14 protein-coding genes are annotated in these 13,624 nt (G+C 71.9%); 8 read left to right on the top strand and 6 right to left on the bottom strand.

Features of this window, described 5'->3' with window-relative positions:
* Window positions 1–137 precede the first annotated feature (137 nt).
* The 6 genes from HUS56_RS12045 to nagA are packed head-to-tail and all read left to right on the top strand — an operon-like array spanning window position 138 to window position 5,715.
* The gene (locus HUS56_RS12045) at window positions 138–1,043 is read left to right on the top strand and encodes an SIS domain-containing protein (RefSeq protein ID WP_173923792.1); all 906 of its coding nucleotides are present in this window, start codon (window positions 138–140) and stop codon (window positions 1,041–1,043) included.
* The gene (locus HUS56_RS12040) at window positions 1,043–1,972 is read left to right on the top strand and encodes an ROK family protein (RefSeq protein ID WP_173923648.1); all 930 of its coding nucleotides are present in this window, start codon (window positions 1,043–1,045) and stop codon (window positions 1,970–1,972) included. Before HUS56_RS12045 ends, HUS56_RS12040 begins: the two co-directional genes overlap by 1 nt.
* A complete protein-coding gene (locus tag HUS56_RS12035) occupies window positions 1,969–2,931 on the top strand; it encodes a 1-phosphofructokinase family hexose kinase (RefSeq protein ID WP_173923647.1) in 963 nt (320 codons plus the stop codon). Before HUS56_RS12040 ends, HUS56_RS12035 begins: the two co-directional genes overlap by 4 nt.
* Window positions 2,928–3,773, top strand: a complete 846-nt coding sequence (locus tag HUS56_RS12030; RefSeq protein WP_173923646.1) for a class II fructose-bisphosphate aldolase — start codon at window positions 2,928–2,930, stop codon at window positions 3,771–3,773. The genes HUS56_RS12035 and HUS56_RS12030 overlap by 4 nt, the downstream gene beginning before the upstream one ends.
* A complete protein-coding gene (locus HUS56_RS12025; protein ID WP_173923645.1) occupies window positions 3,770–4,558 on the top strand; it encodes a DeoR/GlpR family DNA-binding transcription regulator in 789 nt (262 codons plus the stop codon). The genes HUS56_RS12030 and HUS56_RS12025 overlap by 4 nt, the downstream gene beginning before the upstream one ends.
* Window positions 4,555–5,715 (top strand): N-acetylglucosamine-6-phosphate deacetylase, encoded by a 1,161-nt coding sequence (gene nagA, locus HUS56_RS12020; RefSeq protein WP_173923644.1) that lies wholly within the window; start codon window positions 4,555–4,557, stop codon window positions 5,713–5,715. The genes HUS56_RS12025 and nagA overlap by 4 nt, the downstream gene beginning before the upstream one ends.
* 12 nt (window positions 5,716–5,727) lie before the next feature.
* Here nagA and HUS56_RS12015 read toward each other — a convergent pair whose 3' ends face one another.
* Window positions 5,728–6,978 carry an MFS transporter gene (locus HUS56_RS12015; protein WP_254431419.1) on the bottom strand — a complete coding sequence of 417 codons (1,251 nt, stop codon included), beginning with the start codon at window positions 6,976–6,978 and terminating at the stop codon, window positions 5,728–5,730.
* A gap of 151 nt (window positions 6,979–7,129) precedes the next feature.
* On the opposite strand from HUS56_RS12015, the gene HUS56_RS12010 reads away from it, so the two are divergent.
* Window positions 7,130–7,507, top strand: coding sequence for a YrdB family protein (locus HUS56_RS12010; protein ID WP_254431418.1), 378 nt, complete (start codon window positions 7,130–7,132; stop codon window positions 7,505–7,507).
* 11 nt (window positions 7,508–7,518) lie between these two features.
* Here HUS56_RS12010 and HUS56_RS12005 read toward each other — a convergent pair whose 3' ends face one another.
* Window positions 7,519–8,601 carry a hypothetical protein gene (locus HUS56_RS12005; RefSeq protein WP_173923643.1) on the bottom strand — a complete coding sequence of 361 codons (1,083 nt, stop codon included), beginning with the start codon at window positions 8,599–8,601 and terminating at the stop codon, window positions 7,519–7,521.
* A gap of 97 nt (window positions 8,602–8,698) precedes the next feature.
* Between HUS56_RS12005 and HUS56_RS12000 the strand changes: the two genes are divergently transcribed.
* Window positions 8,699–9,292, top strand: coding sequence for a TetR/AcrR family transcriptional regulator (locus tag HUS56_RS12000; RefSeq protein WP_173923642.1), 594 nt, complete (start codon window positions 8,699–8,701; stop codon window positions 9,290–9,292).
* 105 nt (window positions 9,293–9,397) lie between these two features.
* Here HUS56_RS12000 and HUS56_RS11995 read toward each other — a convergent pair whose 3' ends face one another.
* Genes HUS56_RS11995 through HUS56_RS17350 form a run of 4 tightly spaced genes read right to left on the bottom strand, consistent with a single transcriptional unit; the run spans window position 9,398 to window position 13,564 of the window.
* Complete coding sequence (locus HUS56_RS11995; protein WP_173923641.1) at window positions 9,398–10,183, bottom strand: glucosamine-6-phosphate deaminase; 786 nt, start codon at window positions 10,181–10,183, stop codon at window positions 9,398–9,400.
* 11 nt (window positions 10,184–10,194) lie between these two features.
* Complete coding sequence (locus tag HUS56_RS11990; RefSeq protein ID WP_173923640.1) at window positions 10,195–11,742, bottom strand: glycoside hydrolase family 3 protein; 1,548 nt, start codon at window positions 11,740–11,742, stop codon at window positions 10,195–10,197.
* Window positions 11,739–12,578, bottom strand: a complete 840-nt coding sequence (locus HUS56_RS17355) for a carbohydrate ABC transporter permease (protein ID WP_254431417.1) — start codon at window positions 12,576–12,578, stop codon at window positions 11,739–11,741. Before HUS56_RS17355 ends, HUS56_RS11990 begins: the two co-directional genes overlap by 4 nt.
* Window positions 12,575–13,564 (bottom strand): carbohydrate ABC transporter permease, encoded by a 990-nt coding sequence (locus HUS56_RS17350; RefSeq protein WP_254431416.1) that lies wholly within the window; start codon window positions 13,562–13,564, stop codon window positions 12,575–12,577. The genes HUS56_RS17355 and HUS56_RS17350 overlap by 4 nt, the downstream gene beginning before the upstream one ends.
* Between the last annotated feature and the right edge of the window lie 60 nt (window positions 13,565–13,624).

Raw genomic sequence — 13,624 nt, 5'->3', positions numbered from 1 at the left:
CGGAACCGCGCGGCACGAACGCCGATGAGCAATCGCCCGGGTGATTGTTCGACACACCAACGGATCATCTGCAATCATGTATCCGTCATCAGTTCGCGCCGTCGGTGCGAGCGCCATGCATGAGCGTCTGGAGAGCCATGACCGACCCGTCCACACCAGCCCTCGGCGTGCACATGGAGGCGGAGCTCGTCTCCCAGCCCGAAACCTGGCGTCGCACGGCGGCGCTCACGGCCGAGCGTGACCTGCTGCCCGCCCGCGGCGCGCGCGTTGCCGTCGTCGGCTGCGGGACCTCCTGGTTCATCGCCCAATCGTACGCCTGGCTCCGCGAGGCGGGCGGCCACGGCGAGACCGACGCGTTCGCGGCATCCGAGGCCTTCATGGATCGTGGCTACGATGCCGTCGTCGCCCTGACGCGGTCGGGAACGACCACCGAGGTGCTGCAACTGGTCGAAGGCCTCCGCGGCCGCGTGCCGACGATCGGCGTCATCGGCGACGCCTCCTCACCGCTCGTCGACCTGGTCGACGAAGCTGTGACGCTTCCGTTCGCCGATGAGCAGTCGGTCGTGCAGACCCGCTTCGCGACGACCGCGCTCGCCCTGTTCCGCACCTCGCTGGGAGAGGATCTCGACGCAGCGATCGACGACGCCCAGCGGGCACTCGCCGAAGAGCTCGATTCCGCGCTCATCGACGCCGAGCAGTTCACGTTCGTCGGCCGGGGCTGGTCGGTCGGACTCGCCCACGAGGCGGCGCTCAAGATGCGCGAAGCCTCGCAGTCGTGGACGGAGTCGTACCCGGCGATGGAGTACCGGCACGGGCCGATCGCGATCGCCGCGCCAGGTCGGGTGACCTGGAGCCTCGGCGAAGCACCGTCGGGCCTCGCCGAACAGGTCGGCGCGACGGGCGGCCGGTTCGAGGCCGGCGCCCTCGACCCGATGGCCGAGCTCGTGCGAGCGCAGCGCGTCGCCCTCGCCCGCGCCCGCGCCAAGGGTCTCGACCCCGACGCGCCACGCAACCTCAGCCGTTCGGTCGTGCTCGACGCCTGATGGACGAGACGGACCTGGGCCCGGGCGAGGCGGTGCTGGCGTTCGACGTCGGCGGCACCGACACGAAGACGGCACTCATCGACGGGCACGGTCGAGTGCTCGGACTCCGCCGGACCCCCACACCGCACGGCGACGAGCCGGCGGAGGCGGTCGTGGCCCGGCCCGCCGAGCTCGCCGCCGAACTGCATGACGCGCCCCCCGACGTGCGTCCGGTCGCGGCCGGGCTCCTCGTCCCGGGCATCGTCGACGCCGAGCGCGGCGTCGGCGTCTTCGCGAGCAACCTCGGCTGGCGCGATGCGCCGATCCGCGACCTCGCCGAGCGCGCCCTGGGGCTCCCGATCGCGTTCCATCATGACGTCACGGCAGCGAGCTGGGCCGAGCACCGTCTGGGCGCGGCCCGTGCGTACGACGACGTGGTCGTGCTCGTCATCGGCACGGGCATCGCGGGTTCGCTCATCCTCGGCGGCCGGCCGCACCTCGGCGGCGGCTACGCGGGCGAGATCGGGCACTCCCCAGTGGCAGAGGGCCCCACGTGCGCTTGCGGTGCGCGCGGGTGCCTCGAGGCCATCGCCTCGGCCGGCGCCATCGCCCGGCGCTACGCGGAACGCAGCGGGAGCCCGGTCGGCGGGGCACGTGAGGTGCTCGTCCGTGCCGAGGCAGGCGACGGCGACGCGCGAGAGGTCTGGCAGGCCGCGATCGATGCGCTGGCGTTCGCCGTCTCCCAGTTGTCGGCGACGGTCGCGCCCGACGCGATCGTCATCGGCGGCGGGCTCTCACGCGCGGGGGACGCACTGTTCGCACCCCTCACCGCGCGCGTGAACGCGCGGCTCAGCTTCCACCGGCGGCCATTGCTCGTGCCGGCGCAGCTCGGCGACGACGCGGGCCTGCTCGGTGCCGCCCTCATCGCACGCGAGAGCGTCGGCGCATGATCCTGACCATCACGCCGAATCCGGCCGTCGATCTCACGTGGCACGTCGACCGGTTCGAACCGGGTGCCACGCACCGTGTCGCCACGGGCGCATCCCGCGCCGGCGGCAAGGGCCTGAACGCGGCGCGGGTGCTGCAGGCGACCGGGCACCGGGTGCTGGCGCTCGCGACCGCGGGCGGAGCCACCGGCGACGAACTGCGCGCCGACCTCGAGGCATCCGGCCTGCCGCATCGGCTCATCACGATGTCCGCGGCGACGCGCCGCACCGTCGCGATCGTCGACGATCGCACGGGCGAGGCCTCGCTGCTCAACGAGGCCGGAGCTCCGCTCCTCCCGACGGAGGCGGTCGCCCTGGCCGACGCTGCCGAGGAGCTCGGGCGTACGGCTCGCGCCGTGGCCATCTGCGGCAGCCTTCCCCCGGGATTCGGTGCAGACGAGCTCGGCGGCCTCGTCGAACGGCTCGCCGCGGCGCACGTGCCCACCGTGGTCGACACGAGCGGTTCGGGCATCCTCGCGGCGGCATCCGCGGGGGCCCGGGCACTCAAGCCGAATCGCGAGGAGCTCGAAGCCGCGACGGGCCACGACGAACCACTCGCCGGCGCCCGATCACTGCTCGATCGCGGTGCGCGGCTCGTGGTCGTGTCGCTCGGCGCCGACGGGCTGCTCGTCGTGCCCCGCGACGGCGTGCCCGTGCGCGCACGGCTGCCGCGAGTCCTGCACGGGAACGCGACGGGCGCCGGCGACGCCGTGGTCGCCGCGATCGCTTCCTCGCTCGCCGACGGCGACGAGCCCTGGGCCGCAACGGATGCCGCGGCTCACGCCAGGGCGCGCCTCGCCCGCCGCGCGACGGCGTGGTCGGCGAGCGCCGTGCTCATGCCGCTCGCGGGCGAGCTCTCGCCCGACCATGCAGAGCTCGCCGACGAGGTCCGCATCACCACCATCGACGAGGACGACCGATGACCCTCACGCACACCCGCACCCTGCTCGACGCGGCGCGCGCCGCGGCCCGTGGCATCGGCGCCTTCAACGTCGTGCATCTCGAGACGGCGGAGGCGCTCGCCGGCGCCGCCGAGGACGCGGGGCTCCCCGTCATCCTGCAGATCTCGGAGAATTGCGTGCGCTACCACGGCGCCTTCGAGCCGATCGCGGCGGCGACGCTCGCCGTCGCCGAGGCGTCGACCGCCGACGTCGCGGTGCACCTCGACCACGCCGAGGATCCCGAGCTCGCGCTGCGCGCGATCGACCGGGGCTTCGGCTCGGTCATGTACGACGGGTCGAAGCTGCCGTTCGCCGACAACGTCGCCACGACGCGGCGGGTCGTCGCACGCGCCGAAGCGGCCGGCGTGCTGGTCGAGGCCGAGCTCGGCGAGATCGGCGGCAAGGACGGGGCGCACGCGCCTGGCGTCCGCACCGATCCGAGCGAGGCCGCTCGCTTCGTGGACGAGACCGGTGTGGGCGCGCTGGCGGTCGCGGTCGGTTCGTCGCACGCGATGACGGAGCGAACCGCGTCGATCGACCTCGAACTCGTCACCCGGCTCGCGCAGGCCGTGTCGGTGCCCCTCGTGCTGCACGGGTCCTCGGGTGTCCCCGACGCGACGCTCGTCCGCGGCATCCGTTCGGGGCTCACGAAGGTGAACGTGTCCACGCACCTGAACGCGGGTTTCACGGGTGCCGTTCGCGCCTTCCTCGCAGCGCATCCCGATGTCGTGGACTCACGCAGGTACATCGCCGAGGGCCGCACTGCCGTGCGCGCTGAGGCCGCACGCCTGCTCGAACTCTTCGCAACCGGGGAGGGCGCATGAATCGCGCAGAACGCCTGAGTGCCGTGCTGGACCTGCTCGCCGAGAACGGCCAGGTCGAGGTGGACACGATCGTCGACCGCCTGGGAGTGTCGCCCGCGACCGCGCGCCGCGACCTCGACGCGCTCGCGGAGCAGCAGCTGCTCACGCGCACGCGCGGAGGTGCCGTCGCCCACTCGGTCGCGTACGACCTCCCCATCCGCTACAAGAACCAGCAGAACCCGACGGCCAAGGCGTCGATCGCCCGGGCCGCCAGCTCACTCGTCCCCCGTGGGGCCGTGATCGGGCTCTGCGGCGGCACCACCGCGACCGCGATCGCCGACGCGCTCATGTCGCGGGCCGACATCATGGAGCCCTCGCACGAGCCCAGCCTCACGGTCGTCACGAACGCCATCAACATCGCGATGCAGCTGGCGATGCGGCCGCAGATCAAGACCGTGGTCACCGGGGGCGTCGTGCATGCGCGCTCGTACGAGCTCGTGGGCGCGTACACCGATGCGGTGCTCGGCAGCATCACCCTTGATCTCGCGTTCATCGGCGTGAACGGCGTCGATCCCGAGGTCGGCCCGACGTCGCACGACGAGCGCGAGGCGGCCGTGAACGCCCTCATGGCCTCACGCGCGACGCATCCGGTGATCGTGGCCGACGCGTCGAAGATCGACAAGCGGGCCTTCGCGGCGATCGGGCACCGACGGCTGTTCCCGACCGTCATCACGGACGCGGGCGCCACCAACGACCAGCGGCGGCGCCTGACGGACGCGGGCTACGACGTTATCGTGGCGGAGTGAGCACCTCGGCGACGACCGTCATCCATTCGGCCCGGCTCGTCAGCGGCCGCGAGGTGGTCGCCGATGCATGGGTGCGGTTCGCCGGCGACCGGGTCGCCGCTCGCGGCGTCGGCGAAGCCTGGCGCTCCGACCTGCCGGCCGATGCCGCGGTCACGGATGCCGCGAACCGCCACCTCGTGCCGGGGTTCATCGACCTCCACTGCCACGGTGCCGGCGGTGCGTCGGTCGACGACGGCGAGGACGCCATCGGCACGGCGCTCTCGGTGCATGTCGCCCACGGCACCACCCGCTCGGTGCTCTCGCTCGTGACCGCCCCCGTCGATGTGCTCGCGCGGCGCCTCGAGGTGATCGCGGGCGTCGCCGCGTCCGACCCCCGGGTGCTCGGCGCCCATCTCGAGGGGCCGTTCCTCGACCAGGAGTTCCGCGGCGCGCACGACCCCGCCCTGCTCCGAACGGCCGATGCGGCATCCGTCGACCGTCTGCTCGACGCGTCGGGCGGCACGCTCAGGCAGATCACCATCGCACCCGAGCACCCGGGAGCAGCCGAGGCGACCGCGCGATTCGTCGAGGCCGGCGTGGCCGTCGCGGTCGGACACACGGGCGCCGACTTCGCGACCGCGCTCGCCGCGTTCGATGCCGGAGCCTCGATCCTCACGCACGCGTTCAACGGCATGCGGGGCATCCATCACCGCGCTCCCGGACCCGTGGTCGCGGCCATGCACGCCCGCCATGTGACGCTCGAGATCATCAACGACGGCGTCCATGTGCATCCCGACGTGGTGCGGCTCGCCTTCGCGGGCGCGCCGGGCCGCGTCGCCCTCGTCACCGATGCCATGGCGGCGGCCGGCGCCGCCGACGGCCGGTACCTGCTGGGCTCGCTCGACGTGCTCGTGGCGGGCGGCGTCGCCCGGCTCGTCGAGGGCGGCTCCATCGCCGGCTCGACGCGCACGCAGGACGGGGCGCTGCGACGTGCCGGCGTCGAGTGCGGCATCGCGCTCGAGGACGCCGTGCGCGCGCTCCCCGTGGCGCCCGCCGCGGCGGTCGGCCGGGCGCAGGACCTCGGACGACTCGAGCCCGGCTACGCGGCCGACGCCGTGGTGCTCTCGCCCGACCTCACCGTCGACGCCGTGTGGGCCGCGGGCGCGCAGCTCGCCTGACCCGCGTGCGCACTACACCGACTGCGTCTGCACCGAACCGGTCGACGCGGTCGCGGGTGACGTGCGCGGCTGGGTCGGGGCGGCGGCAACGCCGAACGCCGGCCTGGCCAGCGCGACCGCCACCAGGGCGAGCACCGCGGCGTACGCGAACGGCAGGCTCTGCACGCCGATCCACTCGTACGCCAGCGCGCCCACGAGCGCTCCCCCGCCGATGCCGATGTTGAACCCCGTCGTATAGAGGGCGCTCGCCGCATCCCGATGGGCCGGCGGCGCCGCCTGGAGCAGCCGGATCTGCAGCAGCGGCGGGATGGCGCCGAACGCGAGCCCCCACACGGCGAACGCGGCGATCGACCCGGCGGCGCCCGGGGCGGCGCCGAGCACGGCGAGCGCAACCGCCGCGATCACCATCGCCACGACCAGGGCGCGAATCGGGTTCCGGCCGAGGCGAGACCCCGCGACGACCAGCCCGATCGCGCCGGTCGCGCCGTACACGAACAGCAGCGGTCCGACGGCAGTCGGCGGCAGCCCGACGACGTCGGTGATGATCGGAGCGACGAACGTGAAGACGGCGTACTGCCCGAGCATGACCGCGGCGGTCACGGCGCACACGACGAGGACGGGACCGAGCGACACGTCGCCGCGCCGCAACCGAGCCACGGTGCGCTCGGCCGTCACCGCGACGGGAGGCAGCAGGCGCCAGACGAGCCCTGCGCCCGCGAGGGTCAGCGCCCCGACGATCGCGAACGCCCACCGCCAGCCGACGGCCTGCCCGAACACGGTCGTGGCCGGCACCCCCGCGACGAGCGCGAGCGTTCCGCCGGCGAGCGTGACCGAGACCGCGCGGCCGATCTGGTCGCGGGGCACGAGCCGCGACGCGTACGCCGCGACGATGGCCCAGAACACGCCGTGCGCGAGGCCTCCGACGATCCGGATGGCGATGAGCATCCAGTACTCGGGCACCACCGCGGACGCAAGCGTCGTGACGCCGAGCACGGCGAGCACGGCGACGAGCAACGCGTGCCGCGGCATCCGTGCGGTGAGGGCGGTGAGCGGGGTCGACGTGATGACGACGGTGAAGGCGAAGACCGAGACGAGGAGGCCGACGAGCGGCTCGGCGACGCCGAGGCCCTCGCTCATCTCGGGCAGCAGCCCGGTGGGCATCATCTCGACGGTGATGGACAGGAAGACTGCCGCGGCGAGCACGATGAGTGCAGGCCACGGCAGGCGGGGTCCGCGCAGGCGCGCGGGTTCGGTGACGGACATTGGGATGTCTCTCCGACGGCGTTCCCCGCTCGGGCATCTTCACCGTGCGGGTCGACTACGCGCTCATGTGCGCGCCCAGGGCCGTGGGGGGCGCCACGACCGGGACCATTCTACCCGACGCACGCCGACGTCACGGGTAGGCTGGAACACCGTGAGCAACGCAGTCCCGGGCGAGTCCGACCCGAACATGCCGAAGGTCGGGCCCAACGACATCCTCCGGTTCTTCCTCGAGCTCTTCGCCTTCGTCTCGCTCGGCATCTGGGGCTTCCTCGCCTTCCCGCTGCCGTGGCCCGGCGTGCTCATCGGCCTCGGTGCACCCGCCCTCGCCATCCTGCTGTGGGCGCTGTTCGTCTCGCCCAAGGCGGTGTTCCGGGTCGACCCGTTCGGCAAGGCGCTCGTCGAGATCGCCGTCTTCACGGCCGCCGCCATCGGGTGGTGGATGCTCGGCCAGCCCATCGTCGCGGTCGTGTTCGCCGTCGTGGCGGCGATCAGCGGCATCCTGAACGGGCGCAAGCAGCTGGCGGGCTGACCCGGGCGCACTCAGGCGGTGACGAGCGGTTCGGAGTGCGTCTCCGTGTCGATCGCCGCCTCAGCATCGGGCTCCGCGCCGGCCTCGCGGAAGTGGCCGACGAGCGACAGCACGGTGCCGCCGAGCGCCCATGCGGCCAGCACCAGCCAGGGGAACAGCATGTCGGCGGCCGGGAAGTACGACAGCTCGCGAACGAGCGTCGCCGCGGCACCCGGCGGGAACCACTGCCCGATGGCGCCCCACGGAACCGGGTAGAACTCCTTCGGCACGGCCGCCGCCGAGATCGGATTCGCGACGAGCAGCATCACGATCGGCCCGACGGCGATGCCGACTCGCCCGAAGAGCGCGACGAATCCGGTGATCGGGGCGGCGATCGCCGCGAGTGCGAGCGCGATGGCGGCCGAATTCACCCAGTAGTCGCCCTGGAGCGCCCCGAACCAGCCCTGGAGGATGCCGGTCAGCACGAGGCCGCCGGCGACGGAGTACACGAGCCCCGCGAGCACTCGTCGCATCGCACCGATGATGGCCAGCGAGATGGCGATGCCGCCCAGCATGCCGCCGAGCACGAGCGGGAACATCGCCGCTGTGAGCCCCGTGCCGCGTGGATCGGTATCGGCGAGCGGGACGACATCGGTGACGGCGACCTCGATGCGTGGTGGCGAACTCGGAGCACCCGCCGCAGCGGCCGCGGCGGCAGCCTGCTCGTTCACCCCGTTCTCGAGTTGGGCGGCGACGCCGGTGAGCAGCTGGCTGACCGCCAGGCTCGACGCCGACGACGTGAGCACCTCGGGCTCGGGGCCGAGCACGATGGCTCCGTAGACGTCGCGTGATTCGATCGCAGCGACGGCTGCGTTGCGGTCGTCGACCTCGGTGAAGGCGACGGCGTCCTCGGCCTGGGTGTCGACCGCCTGCTCGGCTGCAGTCACGGCCTGCGCGGGCCCGGCAATGGCGATCGGCAGGTCCTTGGGCTCGCTCGTGATCGACGGCCACGCGAAGGCGATCACGATGACCGCCACGATGGCCGCCAGGGCGAGTGCCAAGGCGAGCACGCGGCCCCACGGGGTTCGGCCCTGCGGGACATCCGGATGTGACATCAGATCCTCCATATAAAAAGAATGTTCGTTCTTTTATGGTTCTCCTCTCGCGTAAGCTTGTCAAGAACGTTCGTTCGGTTTCTCGAGAGGAGTGCCGATGCCGAAGGTGACCGAGGCGTACCGCGCAGCGCGGCGCGACGAGATCATCGCCGCCGCCCTGCGGCGCGTGACCGTGCAGGGAATCCAGCGCACCTCGATGGCCGACATCATCGCCGAGTCCGGCCTGTCGGCCGGCGCCATCTACGGCCACTTCGCGGGCAAGCGCGAGCTGCTCTCCGCGATGGCGGCGCGCGTGCTCGACGCCCGGGTCACCGAGCTCGACGCTCGCCGTGACGCGGTCGGCGGTCCCCTCTCACCGGGTCAGGTGATGGCGACCCTCATCGACGGCATGCGGCACGAGCCGTTCGGCGGGGTGCTCGTGCAGATCTGGGCCGAGGCGGTCGTCGACGACGAGATCCGCGACCTCGTGCGCTCGGTCTTCGTGCGGGTTCGTGAGACGGTACGCCGGGCATTCGCCGAATGGGCGGCCGCGGAGCCGGGTCGCGTCGATGGCGATCCCGACGAGTGGGCCGCCCGGGTCACGCCGATCGCGCTGGCCGTGCTGCCGGGCTTCATGGTGCAGCGCGCCGTCGCGCCCGACTTCGACGAAGACGGCTACCTCGCCATGCTCCCCGAGGTGCTCCCCCACTGAACCCGGCCCGCCGAACCCGGCCGCCGCCGTTCCACCGAGCCGCCAGGATCTCGCCACAATCGGGCGACTCGAGGAGCGGTGCAGCGGCGCTTCGCGCTCGCGCGATCAGATGCGCTGCCAGTCGGGCTTGTGCGCCCAGGCATGCCGGTAGTAGTCGAGGTTCGCGAGGCCCGATGCCGCAGCGTCGTCGACGATCACCGTCGTGTGCGGGTGCAGCTGGATCGCCGATCCGGGCTGGCTCGCAGAGACCGGACCCTCGACCGCGGCCGCGACCGCGCGCGCCTTCGCCTCGCCGAACGCGAGCAGCACGAGGTGGCGCGCGCGCAGGATCGTGCCGATGCCCTGGGTGATGCAGTGCATGGGCACGTCGTCGGGCGAATTGAAGAACCGCGCGTTGTCTTCGCGCGTGTGCTCGGTCAGCGTCTTCACCCGGGTGAGCGACGCGAGCGACGACCCGGGCTCGTTGAACCCGATGTGCCCGGTGCGCCCGATGCCGAGGATCTGGAGGTCCACGCCGCCCGCCGCGAGGAGCGACGCCTCGTAGTCGGCGCCCGCGGTGCGGATGCTCGCCGGATCGCCGTTCGGCACGCGCACGAGCTCGGGCGTGAGCCCGAGCGGCTCGACGACCTCACGGGTGATGACCGAGCGGTAGCTCTCGGGGTGCCCTGCCGGGAGCCCCACGTACTCGTCGAGGGCGAACCCGCGCACGCCGCGCACGTCGATGCGCTCGTCGGCGATGCGCGAGGCCAGCGCCCGGTAGCTCGCGAGCGGCGTGGATCCGGTCGCGAGGCCGAGCACGGCGTCGGGCTTCCGACGGATGAGGGCGACGATCGCGTCGGCGACGAGCGCGCCCGCGGCCTCCTCGTCATCGACGATCACGACTTCGGCCATGTGGAGATCTCCTAGGAAACGACGCTGGCGGTGACTGCGGGGGATCCGGTCCGGTTCAGGATACCCAGCAGACGCAGGAGCGCCTGGCCCACGAGGCGCGATGCACCGAACGTGGCGATGTCGGCGTACGACCGGTCGTGCGAGGGCCAGCCCATGTCGATGACGACGACGTCGTCGCGGACGGATCGCAGCGCATCGACCGCTGCGACGGCGAACGGATGCCGGTGCAGGTCCCTGCCCACGACGAGCACGGGGCCCGCGAGCGACGCCGCGTCGGGAATCGCGCGGCCCTCCTCGAGCACGACGATCGCGCCGAGGGCGGCGCTCACGTCCGGCGAGTGGACCGCAGCCGCGAACGGCCCCCACGGAGCGCTGCCGACCGCGATGCTGGCCTCGGTGTCCACCCGCACGATGGTGCCGTGCCCGGATGCCGCGGAGAGACGCGCGCGCGCGACATCCGACACCTCGAAGGCCGCGGCGAGCCGATCGAGCAACTCGGCCTCCGTCGCGGCAGACGCCTCTCCCTCCGCGGTTCGGCCGGAGACGTCGAGCGGGAACGTCGCGAGCGCCCGCACCCGGGCCGCGGCGTCGCGCACGCGGCCCGCGGGCAGCCGACCCGATGCGACCGCGACCTCGACGGCGGCGACGATCTCGTCGAGTTGCCGCTCGGTGTTGTCGGAGCCGATGCACAGCAGATCGCATCCGGCGACGAGCGCCTGCACGGCCGCCTCGGGGATGCCGCGCTCGCCGCTCGCGCCGGCCATGTCGAGTGCATCCGTCACGATGACCCCGTCGAACGCCAGCTCCTCACGGAGCAGCCCGCGCACGAGACGGGGCGACAGGGTCGCGGGATGTTCCCGGTCGATCCGCGACAGCAGCAGGTGCGAGGTCATGATGGTGCGTGCGCCGGCAGCGATCGCGGCACGGAAGGGCACCAGCTCACGCGCGCGGAGCTCGTCGAGCGACACGTCGACGACCGGCAGCGCGAGGTGGGAGTCCTCTGCGGTGTCACCGTGACCGGGAAAGTGCTTCGCGCTCGCAGCGATGCCCGTCTGCTGCAGCCCGCGCACCCACGCGGCAGCGTGTCGGGCGACGAGCGCGGCGTCGGCGCCGAAGCTCCGGACGCCGATGACGGGGTTGTCGGCATTCGAGTTCACGTCCACGTCGGGAGCGAAGGTGACGGTGCAGCCGGTCGCGGCGAGGGCCTCGCCCACCGATCGTGCGACCGACGCGGTCAGCTCGAGGTCGTCGATGCGGCCCAGCAGGGCATTGCCCGGGTACGGGGCACCCCTGTCGTAGAAGAGCCGGGTGACGTCGCCGCCCTCCTCGTCGATCGCGATCACCGCGAGCGGGTTGGCCGACCGCAGCGAGGCGTTCAGGGTGCGGAGCTGTGCGGCATCCGCGATGTTCTGCCCGAAGATGCAGACTCCGCCGAGGCCGTCCTCGAGCATCCCGAGCAGCCATTCGGGCGCCTCGGTGCCGTCGAACCCCGGGAGCAGCGTGGTGAGGATGTCCCGGCGCAGGTCGTGCCCCGCGCCGGCGTCACTGCGCTCGCTCATCCCTTGACGGCTCCCGCGACCAGGCCGCTCGTCATGCGGCCCTGCACGATGAGGAAGAACACGATCACCGGAATCGCCATGAGGGTCGAACCGGCCATGAGCCCGGCCCAGTTCGTCGTGCCCGTGGCCACGAGGAACGTGCGCAGCCAGACGGGCAGGGTCATCATCTCGGGCCGCGCGTTCAGCACGAGCGCCATGATGAACTCGTTCCACGCCTGGATGAAGCCGAACACTCCCGTCGCGATGAGGCCGGGCGCGAGGAGGGGGAACGTCACGCGCCAGAACGCACCGGCTCTGGAGCATCCGTCGATCATCGCGGCCTCCTCGAGCTCGGCCGGTACGCCGTTCACGAAGCCGCGAAGGGTCCAGATCGTGAACGGCAGCACGGTCGCGATGTACACGAGTGTGAGACCGAGGATCGTGTTCAGCAGCTGCCAGCCGTCGATGACTCGGAAGACCGAGACGATCATCGCCTCACCCGGGATCATCTGGATGACGAGGATCGCGATGATGAACGTGCGCCGGCTCTTGAACCTGAAGCGGGTGACGGCGACCGCGGCGAGGAACGCGAAGACCAGGGCGATGACGACGGTGAGGATGGTGATGACCAGCGAGTTGCCGGCAGCCGGCAGGAACGGAGTCCGGCCGGGGTCGAAGAGCACCGTCTCGTAGTTGCGCAGGGTGAAGTTGTCGGGCCAGAAGTGGAGCTCCGAACCGCGGATCTCGTTGTTCGGCTGGAACGACGTGTTGACCATCCAGTAGACGGGGAACACGAAGAACGCGAAGAGCACCACGGACGCTCCGCTCAGCACCCAGGTCGTGACGCGGCGGCTCACAGCTCCTCCTCCTTCGTGACCTGGCGTACGTAGTAGATCGAGATCGACATGAGCAGCACCGCCGTGATCACGGCGATCGCTCCGCCCTGGCCGAAGTCGCCGCCCGCGATCGAGGTCTGGTAGATGTACACGCCGAGCGTGTTGGTGAGTGCGCGGATGCCGCCGATGTCCTGGAGCGCGAAGACCTGCGTGAAGACGCGCAGGTCCCAGATGAGTTGCAGGATCGTCACGATCAGGAAGATCGGCTTCAGGAAGGGGAAGACGATCAGCCGGAACCGCTTGAACCCGCCTGCCCCGTCGAGCTGTGCCGCCTCGAGCACCTCGTCGGGCACCTGCGTGAGGCCCGCGTACAGCGTGAAGGCGACGAACGGGATCGCGCCCCAGACGATGATGATGCCGGCGACGAAGAAGAAGCTCAGCGGGTCGATGAGCCAGGAGTGTTGGAAGTACTGCTCCAGGCCGAACCAGTTGACGAGCACGTGGTTGACCACACCGTAGGCGGTGTCGAACATCCAGCCCCAGACGACCGTCGCCGTGAGTGCCGGCATCGCCCAGGCGAGCAGCATGCCGACCGACAACAGCAGGCGGAACCCCTTGGGGAGCCGCATCATCATGAGCGCGATGAGCGTGCCGAGGAGCATGGTGACCACGACGCAGACGCCCGAGAAGATCAGCGTGCGCGCCAGCACGCCGTAGAAGACCGGGTCGCTGAGCACGTCCGCGTAGTTCTCGAACCAGACCCATTCGGGCGGAGCCCCGAACACTTGGGCCCGGCCGAACCGCTGGAAGGAGGTGACGATGAGCTGCAGGAGCGGCCAGCCGACGATCAAGGCGAGCACGATCATGGCCGGGGTGAGCAGCGTGTAGGGGGTGAGACCGCCCCGGCGTCGGCGAGCGCGCGAGGCGTCCGGTCCCGGCGGGGCCGTCAGCCGCTCGCCCTCGACCGCGCTCGGCGCCGTCTCGAGGGCGGGTTCGACGGTGGTCATGGTGGCACTCCTGTCGGTCGAGGGATGCGGTGCGACGGCGGTCGGGGACTCCGCCGCCGC

The organism is Agromyces sp. Marseille-P2726 (assembly GCF_902809835.1).
Classification (GTDB): Bacteria; Actinomycetota; Actinomycetes; order Actinomycetales; family Microbacteriaceae; genus Agromyces.
The sequence above is the reverse complement of the archived record's forward strand: the minus strand, read 5'-3'. Positions and strand labels throughout refer to the sequence as shown.